The organism is Sulfitobacter sp. JL08 (assembly GCF_003352045.1).
Lineage (GTDB): Bacteria > Pseudomonadota > Alphaproteobacteria > Rhodobacterales > Rhodobacteraceae > JL08.
Window position 1 is genome coordinate 3,826,685 of sequence record NZ_CP025815.1, and the last position, 18,477, is coordinate 3,845,161.

Consider the following 18,477-nt stretch of genomic DNA (forward strand, 5'->3'; position numbering starts at 1 on the left):
TACAATTGATCCAGATTTGTTATTCCCGAGGAGAGTTTCGATGCGTTTGAGCTTCAGTCTTGCACTGGTTGCTTCCCTGTGTGCAGCCCCGGTTATCGCCGACCCCCTGCCATCCTGGAACGAAACCGATGCCAAATCGCGTATCATAAACTTTGTCGATGACGTGACAGACCCGTCCCTGGACACCTATGTCAGACCGGACGACAGAATTGCCGTATTCGACAACGACGGCACATTGTGGAGCGAACAACCGGTCTATTTCCAACTGATCTATGCCATTGATCGCGTTGCGCGCATGGCAGCAGACAACCCCGATATTCTGACGTCAGATGTTCTGAAGGCGGCGGCGGCGGGCGATATGGACGGCATCATGGCGGGTGGTGAAAAGGGATTGCTTGAAATCATCGATGCATCGCATTCGGGTATGTCTGTCGATGACTTTCAGGCAGATGTTCTTGCATGGCTTGATACGGCACGCCATCCGACAACAGGCCGCCCCTACGACGAAATGCTTTATCAACCCATGCTCGAACTGTTGCGGTATCTGCGCGACGAAGGATTTTCGACCTACATCGTTTCTGGCGGTGGCGTTCACTTCATGCGCGCCTTTGCGGAAGAAGCGTATAACATTCCGCCATCCCAGGTGATCGGAAGCGCGCTCAACTCAAGCTATCAGGTGATTGATGGCGTTCCGACTGTCGTGAAAACGCCCGGCATTGCATTTATCGACGACAAGGAAGGCAAACCTGTCGGGATCGACGCCAAGATCGGCAAACGCCCGATCTTCGTGGGTGGCAATTCTGATGGCGATTTCGCCATGCTGGAATGGGCGACAAGCGGCGAAGGCCCGCGCTTTGGCCTGATCGTTCACCACACCGACGCCGAACGCGAAGTTGCCTATGACCGCGACAGCCATATCGGCAAACTTGTACGCGGACTGGACGAAGGCCCCGACCGCGGATGGCTGATTGTGGACATGGCAAATGACTGGGCGCGTGTCTGGCCCTGAAACAGGCTTAGACAGCGTAGAAAACAAACAGGGTGAACAGCAATGTCGGCACGTGAACAGATCAGCGCCTTGCAAGAGCGCATGGCGCAATCCATCATCGGCCAGAAGGATGTTATCGAACGGCTGGTGATCGGGCTTTTGGCCAATGGCAACCTGTTGATCGAAGGCCTGCCCGGCCTTGCGAAAACCCGCGCGGTCAAGGCCATGTCGCAAAACCTCGAAGCTGATTTCAGCCGCATCCAGTTCACGCCCGATCTGCTGCCCTCTGATGTCACGGGAACCGAAGTGTATCACCAGTCGGATACCGGCGCGGAATTCCGGTTCGAGGCGGGGCCGATTTTTGCCAATATCGTTCTGGCCGACGAGATTAACCGCGCCCCGGCCAAAGTGCAGGCCGCCCTGTTGGAAGCGATGGAGGAACGGCAGGTGACAGTTGCGGGGACAACGCACAAGATGCCGCCCCTGTTCATTGTGATGGCCACGCAAAACCCGATCGAACAGGAAGGCACCTATCCCCTGCCCGAAGCGCAGATGGACCGGTTTCTGATGCATGTGCGCGTTGATTACCCCCCAGTCGAGGACGAGGTTGAAGTCATCCGTCTGGTGCGCGCCGAGGATGCGGCGGCAAACGCCCCCAAATCAAAGACCAACAAAGAAGGGCCGGCGCCGATCCCGCAACAGGCGGTGTTTGATGCCCGCACTGAAATCGACGCTGTGACGGTGTCGGACGCAATGGACAGGTATATGGCCGATCTGGTCTACGGCACACGCACCCCCAAGGCGCTGAGCGACGATCTGGCCCGCTGGATCGAAGTTGGCTCCAGCCCGCGCGCATCGCTTGCGCTGGACAAATGCGGACGGGCACATGCCTGGCTGTCGGGGCGCGACTATGTCGATCCGGCAGATGTGCGGGCCATTGCCCATGACGTGTTACGGCATCGATTGACACTGACATTCGAGGCGCAGGGCGAAGGGGTAAGCGCGGACGACATCATCGATACCCTGATCGAATTGGTCGCACTGCCGTAAGGGGAACGCCAATGGCCGATCTCGCCGACCCTCGCATCCATGTTGATCTGGCACATCTTCAGGCGCTGAAACTGATGGCGCGCCACATCAGTTTTCTGCCCGGTCAACCGGTCGACAGTATCCTGAACGGGCGCCATGCCTCGCGTCTGAAAGGGCGCGGCCTGAATTTCGAAGAACTGCGGCATTACAGTATCGGCGATGATGTCCGCACGATTGACTGGAAGGTCACGGCGCGGGCGCGAGAACCCTATGTGCGCGTCTACACCGAAGAACGGGACAGACCCGCGCTTCTGATCGTGGATCAGCGGATGTCGATGTTTTTTGGCAGCAAGCGGAACATGAAATCCGTCACCGCCGCCGAAGCCGCCGCGCTGGCCGCCTTTGCCATTCGTGAACAGGGCGATCGTGTGGGCGGCATCGTATTCAATGATGAATCCGTGATCGAACACCGGCCACAGTCCAGCCTGAAAGCGCTGAACCGGTTTCTGGCGTCGGTGGCGTCAGCAAATTCGGCGTTATCGGCAGATCATATTCCCGCGCAATCCATGCTATTGAACCAGCCGCTGGCCGCTGCATCGCGCATCGCCAAGACAAAGGGGCTTGTTCTGGTGTTCAGCGATTTCGACGGCATGGACGCCACGACAGAAAAAATACTGCGCGCCCTTGCCCAGCATAATGACGTGATTCTGTTTACCGTCACCGATCCCATCGCCGACGATATGCCCAAGGATCTGGATATCGTTGTGTCCGACGGTCAGTTACAGGCGCAACTGGCCATCGGATCAGACCAGACACGCAAAAAGCTGCAGGATTTTGCTTCGGCCCGGCTAAAGACCTTGCTGGAGATTTCGCAGAAATATGGCATTCCAGTTCTGCCCCTGACGGCGGCGGCGGAAACCCTGCCGCAGATACTTGCGTTGATGGGCGCAAGACGCAAACCGACATGAGCGAGGATCTTTCAAAACTCGGCCTGACCGAACTTTATGATCAGCTGATCCCGATCACGACGCCGCCGCAGGTGCCGCTGACGCCGCAAACGGCAGGATGGTTGATTTTGGCCGCCGTCATCACAGCCGCCGGTATCGTTGCTATTGCCCTGTGGCGGCGGCGATACCGCGCCAACGCCTATCGCCGCGCAGCGCTTGCCGCACTGCAAGATGCCGGCGACAATCCGGCAATGATTGCACATATCCTGCGACGGACCGCAATTGCCGCGTACCCGCGCGACAGGGTGGCGGGCCTGATCGGTGACGACTGGCTAGGGTTTCTGGATGCGACCTGTCCAGATATCAAACTGTCCCGAACCGATGCCGGGCAAACACTGCTGAATGCGCCTTACACAGCGACCGCACCGGATACGGATCTGGCCGCATCGGCGCGCCGCTGGATCAAATCGCATACGACCAAGGGAACAGTGCCATGATGCTGACCTTTGGCTTTGTCTGGGCGTTCTGCCTATTACCGCTTCCCCTGTTGGTATGGTGGTTGGCCCCACCGCACAAGGAACGCACCACAGCGTTGCGCGTGCCGTTCTTTCGCCAGGTCACCAGCGCCACGCAAAGCGCGGTGTCACAGGGCGCGTTGGTTCTGCCACGGTCGAGATTGCAGATGTTGACCACCATCCTGTGCTGGATTCTTCTGGTCACGGCTCTGGCACGGCCGGAACGTCTGGGTGATCCTGTAACAATCGAAAAATCGACACGGGATCTGATATTGGCCGTCGATATTTCAGGGTCCATGGATGACCGCGATATGGAAGCGCCCGACGGCACGCGCAAACAACGGCTGCAAGCGGTCAAGGATGTGATCGCTGGATTTATCGCCGATCGGGAAGGCGATCGGATCAGCCTGATCGTGTTTGGCGCAAAAGCCTATGTTCAGACACCGTTTACCGAAGATCTGGACAGCGTGTCGGAATTGCTGAACCAGACACAGGTCGGCATGGCGGGGCCGAATACGGCCATCGGCGATGCCATTGGCCTGTCCATCCGCACCTTTGAAACCAGCGAAGTGGACCAGCGCCTGCTGATCCTGCTTAGTGACGGTGCCGACACCAGCAGCATGATGAGCCCCGTAAACGCGGCCGAGATTGCCGCACAGGCGGGCGTGACGATTTACACGATAGGGGTCGGCGACCCGGAAGGCAGCGGCGAAGAACGGCTTGATCTGGACGCGCTGGAAGACATCGCAACCCGTGCATCAGGATCGTTCTATTACGCCGATGATGAACAGGGATTGGCCGAAATATACGACCGGATTGATGAAAGTAATCCGCGCGTCACCGACACCCAGACCTTTCAGCCCCGCGACCAGATCGGATTTATCCCGCTGTCGCTTGCCCTTGTGATTGGCCTTGTGGTTCTGGCGTTCTTGCATCTGACCCGTCCGGGGCGGCGCGCATGATGGAAGATATCACATACTGGCTTGGCGTTTTTCATTTCATCCGGCCGTGGTGGTTGATCACCGTGCCTTTGGCTGCCCTGTTATGGTGGCGGATCCGCCCGAAAGCGGATCAGCAGGCGGCATTGACCAAAGGGTTTCCTGCGCATCTGGCCAAGGCATTGACAGTGGGCGGACAGGGCAGGCAACGGTTTTATCCCATCGACGGTGTCGCTGCGTTTCTGGTGCTTCTGGCGCTGGCGGCCGCCGGGCCGACATGGGGCCGGTTGCCAAATCCGCTGCTTGCACAAACGGCCCCGCTGGCTGTCGCGATCAAGGTGACGCCATCGATGGAAGCAAACGATGTTCAGCCCACCCGACTGGACCGCGCGCAATTCAAAATCCTTGATCTCGTGGCGCGGCGGGCAGGTGCGGAAACCGCCCTGATCGCCTACGCAGGGACGGCACATCGCGTCGCCCCCCTGACAACCGATCCGAATATCCTGCGCTCTTACATGCAGGGGCTTTCCCCCGAAGTGATGCCCAAGGACGGCGCCGATGCGGCGGCAGCCCTGACCAAGGCGGTGGCCGAACTGGAACGCACCCAGACGCCTGGCGCTATTCTGTTTGTGCTGGATGATTTCACCCCAGCCGACAGCGCCGCGTTCGCGAATGAAGCCGACGCACGGCCACCCGTTGTCTTTTTCGTGATTGCACCCGACAGCGTTGTGCTCCCGCAGCTGGAAACTGTCCCGAATGCATCAACCGTGCGGCTAAGTGCGGATGACAGCGATCTTGACCGGATCGAGCGGCGCATATTGTCCGCCTACCGCAAGGCGCTGCTGGACGATGAAACGCAGACCTGGAATGACAGGGGATGGCTTTTGGGATGGCCTGCTGCGCTGTTGCTTTTGCTGTGGTTCCGCAAAGGGTGGACGATGCGGTGGGCTGTTCTGATCGGGCTGGTTGTGGGCCTGAACACGCCCAATGCCGCCCGTGCAGATGGCTGGAAAAGCTGGTTCTGGACACCGGATCAACAGGGGCGTCTGGCCTTTGACGACAAGGATTTCAAGGCGGCCGCCGACCTGTTTCAGGATCCGCAATGGCGCGCATATGCCCAGTTCAAAGACGGCCAGTACGAGGCCGCGGCCGAAAGCTATGCCGCGATGGAGGGGGCCGACGCCGCCTTTGGCGAAGGCATGGCCCGCCTGCGCAACCGCCAGTACCGCCCGGGCATGCGCGCCTTTGAACGGGCGCTGGAACTGCAACCGGATTTCGACGCCGCCCGCCACAATCTGGAAGTCGCAACCGCAATGGTGAAGCTGGTCGAAGAAACACAGGCGCAATCCGACACCGGCGAAGAGGCCGGTATCGGCGCGGACGAGATCGTCTTTGACAATGAAAGCGGGATGGGTGCGGAAACCCAGATCGAATCCGAAAAAGAAGGCGGTGGCCTGCAAACGGCAGATGAATGGATGCGCTCGGTTGATACGGATGTAGGTGACTTTCTGAAATCCCGCTTTCTGATTGAAAATTCGCAGGTGGCGGAATGATCCGGTTTGTGATCACCCTGTGCCTTGCGCTTGCACTGGCCCTGCCCGCGGCTGCACAAGATCCCAAGATCGAATTCAGCGCACAGGAAGACACGGTTCTTTTGGGCCAGCCCCTGATCGTACGGCTAAAGGTGCTGGTGCCGACCTTCATGCCGTCCCCGCCCGCCTTTCCATCCTTCGAAGCGCCCAACCTGATGGTCAGGCTGAACGGGCGCGCCACCAACCCGACCAGCGAAACCATCGACGGGGAAACATGGTCGGGCGTGATCCGCACCTATACGATCTATCCCATGATCGAGGGCACATTCCAGTTGCCCGCCTCTGACCTGACAATTGTATATCAAGATGACGACGGCGTAACGCCCGTCACGAAAACGCTTTCCACACCCGCTTTTGCGTTCACGTCAACCATTCCCGAGGGGGCCAGGGGGCTTGATCCCGTCATTCTTGCCAAGGACCTGGAGATCACCCAATCCATCACCGCAGCGGACGGGCCGATCAAGGTCGGGGATGCGATCACCAGACAGCTTGAAATCAGCGTCGAAGGCACATCACCCTTGTTTCTTCCGCCTTTGCTGGTCGAAACTGAAACTGAAAATCTGCGGGGATATCCGCAAGATCCCAAAGTCACCGAAGCCGTTGATCGCGGGGTTTTGTCGGGCACGCGCACGGAACAGATATCCTATATTGCCACGCAGGCAGGGCCAGTCAGCTTGCCGGTCTTGCAGCTGGAGTGGTTCAATCTGTCTTCAAACCAGGTGGAAACCGTGGAACTGGACGGTGCGAGCTTTGAAATAGAGCCAGGCCCCACGCCAAAACGCGAAGCAGATCCCGCGCTGATCCTGATGTGGATGGCCTTGGGGGTCGGCGGGGCGATCGTGGGCTGGGCCATGTGGCGGTTCTTGTGGCCTGTGCTTCGCCAGCGACGTGCGCGCCGCAAATCCGAACGCAAGGCAAGCGAGGCTTACGCCCATCAAAACCTGCGCAAAGCCATCGGGCATCACAATCTGAACGAAACCTTGCGCTGGCTGGAAATCTGGCGGCACCGGATGCCCCCCCGATCAGCCGTGGCGCAAACCGCCATCGATACGGCCCTGTTGTCGATCACCGCTGCGCAGTTCGGCTCCGGCACCAAACCGGATGTCAAAGCTGCGTGGGCTGAACTGGGCTGCGCGGTTGAGGCCGCGCGCAAGGCCGAACAGGCAGCATTGTCGAATGATCAGGCGTCATCCCTGCCCGCACTCAACCCGTTCTGACCCGTCCTAGGAATGGGCCGCGTGTCTGCGCCGCACATGATCGGGTCGCCCGTCAACCGAAAGGCGCGCATTGTTGCGCTGCTTGCGTGACACCACTTTGCCCTTGGCGATCACGCACAGCCGGTCAGGGCGCAGACGCACCGCCTCAATCGGGTTGCCGGCATCCAGCACCACAAGCGAAGCCTTGGCGCCCACATGCAGGCCGTAATCGTCAATCCCCATGATCTGCGCATTAGAATGCGTGACCATCTCGAAACACTGGCGCATCTCATCCGGGCTGGACATCTGGGCCACGTGCAACCCCATGAACGCCACATCCAGCATGTCGGCCGTGCCTAGGCTGTACCACGGGTCCATCACGCAATCCTGCCCCCAGCCGACAGTGATGCCCATCGCCAGCATTTCCTTGACCCGCGTCAGCCCGCGGCGTTTGGGGAACGTATCATGCCGGCCCTGCAACATGATGTTGATCAGAGGGTTTGGAATGGCGGCCACCTGTGCCTCGGCCATCAGCGACAACAGTTTCGAGACATAGTAATTGTCCATCGAATGCATCGACGTCAGGTGTGATCCGGCCACCCTGCCCTGCAAACCAAGGCGCTGGGTTTCGTAAGCCAGTGTTTCGATATGGCGCGACATCGGATCATCTGTTTCGTCGCAATGCATGTCCACCATCAGTCCGCGCTTTGCCGCCATTTCACACAGCGCCGTCACCGATGCGGCCCCATCCGCCATCGTGCGTTCGAAATGCGGGATGCCGCCCACCACATCCACGCCCATATCCAGGGCGCGCACGGTGTTTTGCAACGCTGTCGGATCGCGAAAGAGCCCGTCCTGCGGGAACGCGACCAGTTGCAGATCGATATAGTCCGCCACCTGCTTTTTCACGTCCAGCAACACCTCAACTCCGGTCAGAGTGTTATCGCAAGTGTCCACATGGCTGCGGATCGCAAGCAGACCCATCGAAACCGCCCAGTCACAATAGGCCAGTGCACGGTCGCGCACCTCGTCCGGTGTCATCACCTGTTTCAACTCGCCCCACAGACCGATCCCTTCCAGCAGGGTGCCGGATGCGTTGATGCGCGGCGTGCCATAGGAAAGCGTTGCGTCCATATGGAAATGCGGATCGACAAAGGGCGGGCTGACCAGATCGCCACTGGCGTCGATCACTTCGCCTGCTTCGGCTTCGATCTTGTCGATCGCGGTGATCTTGCCGCCCGCGATCCCAATATCGGCCACACGCCCGTCCGGCAGCGTGCCGCCTTTGACAATCAGATCAAACATCAGCGTTCTCCCTTGTTGAACGGCACCATCAATGCGGCTGGCACCTCGGCGCGGCGCGACATGATCACCAGCGCAAGGATCGAAAGGATATAGGGCATCATCAGGAATATCTGATAGGGCACATCGGCCCCCAGCGGCGTTTGCTGCACCCTGATCTGCAACGCGTCAAAAGCCGCAAACAGGATCGCCCCGATCAGCGTTTTTCCCGGCTTCCACGATCCGAACACCACCAGCGCGATACAGATCCAGCCCCGCCCGTTGACCATTTCGAAAAAGAACGAATTGAACGCCGACATGGTCAGAAATGCACCACCCACGGCCATCAACCCGCTGCCCACCATCACGGCCCCCATCCGAATGCCCGTAACCGACAGCCCCTGCGCCGCCACGGCCGAAGGGTTTTCGCCTGCCGCGCGCAGGGCAAGGCCCAGTGGCGTACGATACAAAACGACCGAGACAACCACCACCAGCACAAAGGCCAGATAGGTCAGCGGCGTCTGGTTGAACAGCGCCGGGCCAATCAGCGGAATGTCGGACAACACAGGGATCGGCAATGGCTGAAATGCTTCGATCTTGGGCGGGGATGTCACCTCGGGGAGGGCCAGACGGTAGCAGAAATAGGTCAGCGACGTGGCCAGCAAGGTAATGCCAAGGCCCACGACATGCTGTGACAGCCCAAAGGGCACCGTCAGCGTGCCATGCAGCAACCCGAACAACATACCCGCCAGCATCGCGGCACATACCCCGACCCACAGACCGCCCCCCAGATAGACCGTCATCCAGCCGACAAAGGCGCCCACCACCATGATGCCTTCGATCCCAAGGTTCAGCACACCCGCGCGTTCACAGATCAATTCACCCAGCGCGGCAAAGATCAGCGGGCTGGCGATGCGGATCGCAGCGGCCCAGAAACTGGCGGATAACAGGATATCAATGATGTCCATCGCCTAATCCCACCTGATCCGGAACCGTGTCAGCATGATTGCCAGCACCATCATTAACAGCGCCGTGGCCAGCATGATGTCAGCCAGATAGGTCGGCACGCCCACTGCCCTGCTCATGCTGTCGGCGCCCACAAAAATACCCGCAACGAACAGCGCGGCAACAACAACGCCCAACGGATTAAGCAGCGCCAGCATCGCGACAATAATACCGGTATAACCAAACCCCGGAGACAGATCCAAAGTCAGGCTGCCCTTAAGGCCCGCCACTTCGGAAAATCCTGCCAGCGCCGCCAGCCCGCCTGACAGCAACGCCGTTTTGATCAGTACCAGATTGACCGGAATACCGGCAAAGCGCGCCGCATCCTTGTTCTGGCCGACCGCGCGCATTTCATATCCCAGCGTCGTGCGCGTTTGCACGACCCAGATGATCAGGGCCGAAATCAGCGCAAGGCCAAAACCCCAGTGCAGGCGCAAACCTTCGACAATGCGGGGCAATCGCGCCTCGGCCAGAAGTTTTTGCGATTTGGGCCAGCCCATCGCCATCGGGTCTTTCAACGCGCCTTCCAGCAGCATCGACACCCACAGCAGAACTACAAAGTTCAAAAGCAGGGTTGTCACAACCTCGTCCACGCCGAAACGGGTTTTCAGATAGGTGGGCAACAACAGCACCATCGCACCCGCCACCATCGCAGCCAGTGCAATGGTCGGAATAAGTGCGGCAGACGCCCAGGGCAGTGCCCCGGTGCCCAGAACAACCGTGACCACCGCACCGACATATAATTGCGCCTCGGCTCCGATGTTCCACAGCTTGGCGCGAAAGGCGACAGCCACGGCAAGGCCGGTAAAGATCAGCGGCGTGGCCCTGTTCAGCGTTTCAAGGGCCGCAAACTGCGATCCGAACGCACCCTTGAATATCAGGCCCAGCACCGAAAACGGCGAAGCGCCCGCAACCATGGCCAGCAGGGATGTGACAATCACGGTGCTGATCAGTGCCACGGCGGGCAGGCCGGTAGTCCGCGACAATGCCGGGTTCGCGATCGGTTCAAGCCGCATGGGTGTTCCCCTGCTCGAACCCGTGGCCAGCCATCCAGACCCCCAGTTCTGTTGTTGTCTTGCTGCCACGATCAAACGCGGGCGAAAGCCGGCCTTCGGAAATCACGTGGATCACATCCGACAGCGCGACGATTTCGTCCAGATCCTCGGAAATCAGGATCACCGCCGCCCCACGATCCCGCGCGGCCAGCAACTGTTCGTGCACATAGGTCAGCGCGCCGATATCCAGACCGCGCACCGGCTGGTTCGCCAGCACAATCATCGGTTCGGTTTCCAGAACGCGGCCCAGAATAAGCTTTTGCATATTGCCGCCCGATAGCAGGCGAATGCGCGTTTCCGGCCCGGGACAGCGCACATCATAGGTTTTGATGATGTTTTCGGTGAAACTGCGCGCGCGCGCCCAGTTCATCCAGCCTTTGCGGCTGTAGGGCGGTTTCGCATAGAGTTCCAGTATCGCGTTTTCCGTCAGGTCAAAATCGGAAATTGTGCCGGTCTTGTGCCGGTCTTCGGGAATACGCGCGATACCTGCCGACACCGCATTGCGCGGTGACCAGTTCACAGGTTCCACCCCGTCCAGATGCAGATCGCCCTCTGCCGGCCGGATCAGCCCGCCCACCAGATCGGCCAGTGCCGCCTGCCCGTTGCCGGATACACCCGCCAGCCCGATAATCTGCCCCGCGCGCACCGAAAGGTTCACAGCCTTCAACCCCGGCGCACTGCCACGATCAGGCGTTGAAACGGTATCAAGCTGCAACAACACCTTGCCCGGCGTGCTGGTTTGAACCTGGGCCGCCGGCACTTCTGCCCCCACCATCATTTCTGCCAGCGTATGACGGTCTGTATCCGCTGTCATTGCTTCTGCCACCAGCTTGCCGTGGCGCAAAACCACAACCCTTGATGAAATGGCCGCCACCTCGTGCAGTTTGTGCGAAATAAAGATTACCGACAGGCCATGCGCCACCGCCTTGCGCATCGTGGCGAACAGATCATCGGTTTCCTGCGGGGTCAGAACCGCTGTCGGTTCGTCCAGAATAAGAATGCGGGCATCGCGATAAAGCGCTTTCAGGATTTCGACCCGCTGGCGTTCTCCGACCGTCAGCGACCCGACCAGCGCATCAGGATCAACGCTCAGCCCGTAATCATCCACCAGTGCCAGAATACGCGCCCTTGCATCGGCGCGGCCAAAGCCAAGTTTCCACAACGGCATCGTGCCCAGCACGATGTTTTCCAGCACCGTCATGTTATCGGCCAGCGTGAAATGCTGATGCACCATGCCCACGCCCGCCGCCAGCGTGGCGCGCGGGTTTCCGGGCGGAATGGGGTGTCCGAACACTTCTACAGTGCCAGTATCGGCGGTGTACTGACCGAACAGGATATTCATCAACGTCGTTTTGCCGGCACCGTTTTCGCCCAAAAGGGCGATCACTTCACCTTTGTGCAAATCAAAGCTGATTGCATCATTGGCCACCAGTGACCCAAAGGATTTGGTAATATTGTCAAGGCGCAGGACAACCTGCGCCTTGGTGTTGGTTTCGTTCACTTACTTGGACTTTGGTTCTTCGTCGTTGATCTCGACCACGTGCGATCCGTTCTTGATCGCCTGTGTGCGTTCTTCGACCAGATTCAGTGCCTCTTGCGGGATTTTACCCTCGAACGTGCCCAGCGGTGCCAGCGAACAGCCACCCTCTTTCATGAAGGAATAGACGCCGTAGTCCGCCGCCTTGAACTTGCCGGCCTTGGCTTCGGCAATTGCCTTGTCCAGTGTCGGCTCAAAGTGCCAGATCGCCGAAGCAACCACGGTTTCCGGATAATCCGCCTGCGTATCGATCACGTTGCCGATGGCCAGAACGCCCTTTTCCTGCGCCGCATCAGATACACCGAAACGTTCTGCATAAAGCAGGTCAGCGCCGTTTTCGATCATCGCAAAAGCGGTTTCCTTGGCTTTGGGCGGATCGAACCAGCTACCGATAAAGCTGACCTGGAATGTAATATCAGGGTTCATCTCCGCAGCACCCGCCATGAAAGCATGCATCAGACGGTTCACTTCGGGGATCGGGAAACCGCCGACCATACCGATATTGTTCGATTTGGTCATTGATCCGGCGATGATGCCCGACAGGTACGCGGCATCCTGAATATAGTTGTCGAACACCGCAAAATTGTGCAGCGCCGGATCTTCCTTGAAGCTGGATCCCATCAGAAAGGCGATTTCGGGATAGTCCGCGGCGACTTCGCGTGCCTCGTCCTCGGCACCGAACACTTCGCCGATGATCATCTGGTACCCTTGTTCGGCGTATTCGCGCATCACGCGGGCATAATCCGTATTGCTGACATTTTCGGAAAACACATAGCTGATATCGCCACGGGCCTGCGCGGTTTCAGCGGCCTTGTGAATGCGGCTGACCCACTGCTGCTCCACCGGCACGGTGTAGATACCCGCAACCTTCAGCGGCTCTGCCGCCAACAATGGCGATTGCAGACCGGCAGCACCAACAGCGGCAAGAACTGCGCCTGTTCCCAGAAGTGTACGGCGTGTGATGTTCATTTTGGAATTGAGTTGTTTTGAATTTGACATTGTCCCACCCGGTTGTTGTTAAGTTTTTACCGTTTGATAAAATTTTTACCGAGTCAAGCAAAGCCTCGGCAAAAACGCTGCAAACAACATTGCTCTTACAAGGCGCGTGGCGCAAGCGTTCAATTTTTGTGCAGCAATTCCGGAGACGTAGACCGCGAGTCTGCGCCCACGCGTTAATAATCACGCTCAAAAAACAATCCGACAGAACTATCGCCTTCGTCATCCACAGCGCCTTTGGCGGTCAGCGACTTGGTCAGGTCAATATTCAGCGAAACCTCGCTGCTGCCATCCGTCCCAGCCGTGACTTCGGTATAGATATTTTCCGTCAGATATTTCCCGGCCTCAAACTGGGTCACACCTTCTTCGTCGGTAGTGATGTCCAGATTATCGAGGCCGAAACCGGTGCGCAGGTTCTTGATGACATTTATGCCGCTTCCACCCGCCAGAACCGCGACCGCGCTGGCCAGTCTCAACGCCTGAAAGGCCGACATGTCAGACACGCTTTGTCCGAACATAAGCTGTGCCAGTATTTCGTCATCAGGGGCGTCCGGCGTCGATTCCAGCGTAATCTCGGGATCATCCACCGGCCCTTCAAGGATAATCTTGGCCGTGAAATCCTGCGTTGTATTTGACGTCACAAACCGGACGTATGGCAGAAAACTGCCTTGCAACTGGATGATCCCCTCATCCAGAGTGAACCTTTTCGCCAGAATATCCAGCCGCCCCCGGATCAGATCAAACCGGCCGGACGAAATGATATTGTTTGTCGTGCCCTTGATCTGCAACTGACCACCCAGTTCGGCATCAAGCCCCCGGCCCCGCACAAATATGCGCGGCGCATTGACGGTGATCGCCAGAGGATAGGCAGGCCCGGCAGCCCCCGAACTGGCCTCCGCATCTTCGTCCTGGATCAGACCAGCCCTTTCGCGTGTCAGATGAACAGGCGCGGGTTCTGCAACATGCTGTATCTCCGGTATGTCGCCGATTGCACTCAAACCCGATGCAGGAACCTTGATCTCGGTTTGTCCCACATCGATCCGGCCGGCTATTTGCGCCCCCCCCGTCAGGGCACCATTCACGGATATCGTCCCATCCAGAACTGTTTCGTAAAGGCTGGGATCAATCAGCTTGACCCCGGCCAGCTGAATATCAAGATCCGAGTTCAACCCACCGGTCAATCCGATCGGACCAGACACTTTCAAAGAACCGCCATTCTCGACTGCAGCGGAAACATCCACGTTGGCCGACGCTCCGGACAGCGTCACGTTCGTGTTGATATTGCTTAGTGCAAGGCGCAGGTTGGGTGCCGAAAACGTCGCGCCCGCTGTCCCGATTGTACCTGAAACCGAACTTAGCGCCGGCGGACCGTTGACCGAAAGATCGAATGTCGCGGGGCCTTGCAATACGCGTGGCTTCAGAAACGGGGCCGACAACCCAAGCGGGGCGGTACCAACGATTTCAATATCCAGATCACCGCTATCCGCAACCAGACCACTCACATCCGCCTTCGTTCCCGAAGGGCCGTCCGCGTTCAGCGAAACCTGCCATCCGTTCGCTGCCTTTTTGGCATTCCCTTTTGTAGAAAGTGGGCCCGGTATCTGTGGCACAAAAACCCGGATGTCCGGCAGGCTGGCTTCGAAATCAACATCGGCATCCGGACCTGTCACACGGCCCTTGACCATCGCGCGCGATGCATAGGGGCCGTCTGCACTGGCATCCACAGACCAACCGTTTGCATCCTCTTCGGCCTGTGCCTTTACACTTAGCGATCCGGTGTATTCAGGGGCCAGCAGCGAAATATCACGCAATGTCGCGTCAAGCTGAACCTGACTGTCGCCACTACTCAGATCGGCCTGCCCTTTGGCTTGCAACGCCGGATTGGACAGGTCCAGCTTTGACACCTTGAACCCTTCAGTGGTTCTGCTTGCAATAATATCCAGCTGCGTACGCCCCGCCATCAGGATATCGGCTTGCGCCTGATCCACCTTCAGATCATCGCTCCGGCCTTTCACTTCGACATCAAAAGTACCCGCCAGCGGCGCAACCTCGCCCGCCACCGAAACCGCCACTGCACCCGCAAGGGCGCGATCCGCGAGGGCCGAAAAGCGGCTGATATCCTGCGCGTCAACCTGCACGTTCAAACGTGTCAGCAAACCGCTTGCAGGATCATTGATGATCACCCGCCCGCGCACACCATAGTCTACTCCAGTTGCAACCAGATCCGACAACCTGACCGGCTGCCCTTCGATATAGTTGACGTTTGTCGAAACATTCAGTTGCGATCCAACCGCTTCGCGCAAACTGGAATCGGCCAATCGCAGACCTGTGACAGCGGCTGTCACATCCCCGACCACCTGCCCGACATGTCCAACCTCGCCATGCAGATTTCCCACCATCTCAACCTGCGCTTGCGATACCTCGTTTCCATCCCGAGAGACATCGCGCACATCGAAAACCGCATTCAGGCTATCGCCATCTGCGGCATCGAACTGAACCGAAAGATCCATTGCCGAAACGTAGGTTTCCGGCCCGCCCAAAGGCAGCAGGACGGCATCGCCGTCGGGATGACCGATTTTGGCGTCGACATCCATGAATACCGGCCAGTAATCACTGTTCAGACGCACCTGCCCGTCCAGATTGGCCTGTTGGGCAGCAAGGCTGAATGCGCGTACGTCGATGCTGCCATCGACGGCGGTGTGCACATCGACATCCAGCGCGATATCATCGCCAAAAAAGGGCTGATACTGCGGCGCAAGCAAAGCCGCGATATCTCCGCCCAGTTGGGCCTGGATGCGGCGCGCCGGTTTTGTCTGACCTTCAGCAACCGGTTCCGCGCTAAGCTTTACCTGACCGGTCAAACGCGGTTCGTTATTTGCTGCCAGCGCGATTTGTGCAACAAAATCGCTTAGCACTCCCGTTCCATCAACCGTCAGATCAAGTTCGGGATGTCCGGGCAGATTCATCAGGCGCACAGCGATCCCGCCCGAATCTTCCACCACCTCAAGCTTGACAGCCAGCGTTTCAGTTGCCTGTTCAAAACTGGCATCAATCAGGAAACGCCCCATCTTTCCGTCTGTTCGTTCCGCATTCAGATCGGTTTCAAATTCCCCGTCTTCCAGCCTTGCCGATGCCGTGATCGACAGGGCAACCGCCTCGCCCAGAATGGGTTCGCCCAACGTGATTTCATCTACCCTGAACTCGGCTATGTTGATTGCGACCGGCAGTTCAGGCAAAGAAAATCCGCTGGCTTCCGCATCCGGAACCTCGGCCTGTTCTTCGGTTTTCGGAATGCGTTTCAAATCCAGCGATTTGGCGGACAACGTGTTGACTTCGAACCGTCCACGCAGCAGCGCCGACCGCTTCCAATCCAACACGACATCGGTCAGTGACAGCCAGATACCGTCTTCATCGGCAATGGTCAGACTGTCAAAAGACGCCTCCGACGTCAGCACACCCCTGAACCCTTCCAGACGCACATCGCGCCCCGCCCCGGCAAGAGCCTCTTCTATCTTGCGCGTCAGGAACCCGCGATCATCTTCCTGCGCCAAGCCCGCATTTGCGCAGCCCAGACAAAACATCAGAATGAGGGCCAGCTTTCTCAAAACGCTTGTCCGATCCCGATATAGATTTCAAAATTATTGCTTTCATTCGGTCCATCAACCGGCACAGCGACATCAAACCGGATCGGGCCGATCGGCGTTTGGTAGCGCACGCCGATACCTGCACCGCTTTGTGAATCGCCGCTGCCTTCGCTGGGCAATGGGTCTGACCCGATAAAGCCGTAATCATAAAACCCGACGATTCCGATCGTCTCGGTAACCTTGAACCGCGCCTCGGCGGAAAGACCCAGAAAGGATCGCCCGCCAGCGATCAATCCGCCGCCTACGTCCACGCCCAAGGATTCATAGGGTTGCCCGCGCACTGTGCCGCCGCCGCCCGAGTAAAACACGAAATCGCTCGGGGCATCCGCCAAGGATGGCCCGAAAACCGATCCCAACTGCGCACGAAACGCGAGGGTAACCGGGCGCTCTGTCCCGAAGCTGCGGTAAATTCTGTAGTCTCCGAACGCACGAACACCGTCATCCGATCCGCGAATGGCAGCAAAAGGCGCAGCGTTGGCGCGCAGGTAATAGCCCTTGGTCGCATCCAGTTGGTTGTTTCGGTAATCGCGGCGGGTTTCAGCGGGGATGATAAACAACAGATATTCGTCTTCACCGAACGCATCACGGGTTTCCGCTGCCATCAGGCCAACGCCATATTCGTATTCGCGGCGGTCCGATGCGATCCAGTTCACACCAACGCCAACGGTTGCCTGACGCGTGAAATAGTTGACTTCGTTCAATTCTTCGAGTTCGGCCAATGCGTATAAATCACGGTCTGGCCCAAAGGTTGCAGGCCGTTCGAACCGCGCGCTCAGTCGATAATTGTCGCCGCCCGTGTCGCCGCCAATGCCGCTGATTTCACCTTCGATCCGCAACCGCTCGGCACCGCCCAACAGGTTGCGATGCATCCAGAATGCGCTCAGGCTCAACCCGTCAGACGTTGCAATATCCCCGCCAAATCCGACGCGGCGGCGGCGCTGTTCGGACACGTCCAGCGTAATATCCAACGTCTGGTTCAATCCGACATTTTCGGCTTCGGAGAACGCAACCGAACCAAACGCACCCGTGCGCCGCAACCGTTTGGCAGACTTGTCCAAAGCTTCGGGTGAAAAAACCTCGCCTTGCGGCAGGCCCGCGATTTCCAGAATGCGTTCCGTACGAACCCGTCTGTTGCCCTTGACGGTCAGGTTGCCGAATTTCAGCTGTTGCCCCGCATTCACCTGCAATGCAGCATTCAGGATCGCGTTCCGGTGATCTGCCGTCACCTTTTGATCAACGATCCTGGCCTTGGCGTACCCCAGATCACGCCACCCCGAAATTGCCCGTTCACTGGCGCCGCGCAAGGTGGAAAGACCGGCGGTTTCACCCGTTGCGAACCCCTTTGGCAATTCGGTTCCCGGCGCGATCGGTTTTACCTGCGCTGTTCCGTAACGGAAAACCGGCCCCGGCTGAATGTTGATAACAGCCGAATTCGCGGTCTTGGGGGCGTTGATCGCGCTGACATTTGCCGCTTCCCGGCCATCCAGCTTGATGCTGATTTCCGCACCAAAGTATCCAGCCTCGTACAACACCGCCAGCAAACGGGCGTAATCTGCTGTTGCCGATGCGTAAGGGTCTTGGCTGGCGGCGTCCTCGTTATTCGCCTGTTCAACCAGCAGCGATGCGCCGTTCAAACTGTCAAGAACGTCCTCGGGAAGATCACCATTGATCTGCACGGTCAGCGCCATAGCCGATTGTATCGACAGCAAGATGCCGACCGATAGTCTGAAGAGAAATTTCGACGTCAGTTTCAA

General features: G+C 58.4%; 14 protein-coding genes. 7 read left to right on the forward strand and 7 right to left on the reverse strand.

All coding sequences use genetic code 11. From position 1 onward, the window contains the following. Positions 1-40 precede the first annotated feature (40 nt). The 7 genes from C1J05_RS18835 to C1J05_RS18865 are packed head-to-tail and all read left to right on the forward strand — an operon-like array spanning position 41 to position 7,226. Complete coding sequence (locus tag C1J05_RS18835) at positions 41-1,009, forward strand: HAD family hydrolase (RefSeq protein WP_114871602.1); 969 nt, start codon at positions 41-43, stop codon at positions 1,007-1,009. A gap of 42 nt (positions 1,010-1,051) precedes the next feature. Beyond that, positions 1,052-2,038 carry an AAA family ATPase gene (locus tag C1J05_RS18840; RefSeq protein ID WP_114871603.1) on the forward strand — a complete coding sequence of 329 codons (987 nt, stop codon included), beginning with the start codon at positions 1,052-1,054 and terminating at the stop codon, positions 2,036-2,038. Positions 2,039-2,049: 11 nt separating this feature from the next. After that, positions 2,050-2,985, forward strand: a complete 936-nt coding sequence (locus tag C1J05_RS18845) for a DUF58 domain-containing protein (protein ID WP_114871604.1) — start codon at positions 2,050-2,052, stop codon at positions 2,983-2,985. After that, positions 2,982-3,461 (forward strand): DUF4381 domain-containing protein, encoded by a 480-nt coding sequence (locus tag C1J05_RS18850; RefSeq protein ID WP_114871605.1) that lies wholly within the window; start codon positions 2,982-2,984, stop codon positions 3,459-3,461. Before C1J05_RS18845 ends, C1J05_RS18850 begins: the two co-directional genes overlap by 4 nt. Further along, on the forward strand, positions 3,458-4,441 hold the full coding sequence (locus tag C1J05_RS18855; RefSeq protein WP_368073720.1) for a VWA domain-containing protein: 984 nt from the start codon (positions 3,458-3,460) through the stop codon (positions 4,439-4,441). The genes C1J05_RS18850 and C1J05_RS18855 overlap by 4 nt, the downstream gene beginning before the upstream one ends. Beyond that, positions 4,438-5,970 (forward strand): vWA domain-containing protein, encoded by a 1,533-nt coding sequence (locus C1J05_RS18860; RefSeq protein ID WP_254684648.1) that lies wholly within the window; start codon positions 4,438-4,440, stop codon positions 5,968-5,970. Before C1J05_RS18855 ends, C1J05_RS18860 begins: the two co-directional genes overlap by 4 nt. After that, positions 5,967-7,226, forward strand: a complete 1,260-nt coding sequence (locus C1J05_RS18865) for a BatD family protein (protein ID WP_114871607.1) — start codon at positions 5,967-5,969, stop codon at positions 7,224-7,226. The genes C1J05_RS18860 and C1J05_RS18865 overlap by 4 nt, the downstream gene beginning before the upstream one ends. A 6-nt stretch (positions 7,227-7,232) precedes the next feature. Here C1J05_RS18865 and C1J05_RS18870 read toward each other — a convergent pair whose 3' ends face one another. The 7 genes from C1J05_RS18870 to C1J05_RS18900 all read right to left on the reverse strand — a co-directional run bounded on the left by C1J05_RS18870 (position 7,233) and on the right by C1J05_RS18900 (position 18,477). Next, positions 7,233-8,510, reverse strand: a complete 1,278-nt coding sequence (locus tag C1J05_RS18870; RefSeq protein WP_114871608.1) for an amidohydrolase family protein — start codon at positions 8,508-8,510, stop codon at positions 7,233-7,235. Continuing rightward, positions 8,510-9,454, reverse strand: a complete 945-nt coding sequence (locus C1J05_RS18875; RefSeq protein WP_114871609.1) for an ABC transporter permease — start codon at positions 9,452-9,454, stop codon at positions 8,510-8,512. Before C1J05_RS18875 ends, C1J05_RS18870 begins: the two co-directional genes overlap by 1 nt. Before the next feature lie 3 nt (positions 9,455-9,457). Further along, positions 9,458-10,507 (reverse strand): ABC transporter permease, encoded by a 1,050-nt coding sequence (locus C1J05_RS18880; RefSeq protein ID WP_114871610.1) that lies wholly within the window; start codon positions 10,505-10,507, stop codon positions 9,458-9,460. Continuing rightward, positions 10,497-12,047 carry an ABC transporter ATP-binding protein gene (locus C1J05_RS18885; protein WP_114871611.1) on the reverse strand — a complete coding sequence of 517 codons (1,551 nt, stop codon included), beginning with the start codon at positions 12,045-12,047 and terminating at the stop codon, positions 10,497-10,499. Before C1J05_RS18885 ends, C1J05_RS18880 begins: the two co-directional genes overlap by 11 nt. Then, positions 12,048-13,052 carry a BMP family protein gene (locus C1J05_RS18890; protein WP_433990446.1) on the reverse strand — a complete coding sequence of 335 codons (1,005 nt, stop codon included), beginning with the start codon at positions 13,050-13,052 and terminating at the stop codon, positions 12,048-12,050. A gap of 203 nt (positions 13,053-13,255) precedes the next feature. After that, positions 13,256-16,684: a translocation/assembly module TamB domain-containing protein gene (locus tag C1J05_RS18895; RefSeq protein ID WP_162798134.1), complete on the reverse strand. Its 3,429-nt coding sequence runs from the start codon at positions 16,682-16,684 to the stop codon at positions 13,256-13,258. After that, a complete protein-coding gene (locus C1J05_RS18900) occupies positions 16,681-18,477 on the reverse strand; it encodes an autotransporter assembly complex protein TamA (protein WP_162798135.1) in 1,797 nt (598 codons plus the stop codon). The genes C1J05_RS18895 and C1J05_RS18900 overlap by 4 nt, the downstream gene beginning before the upstream one ends.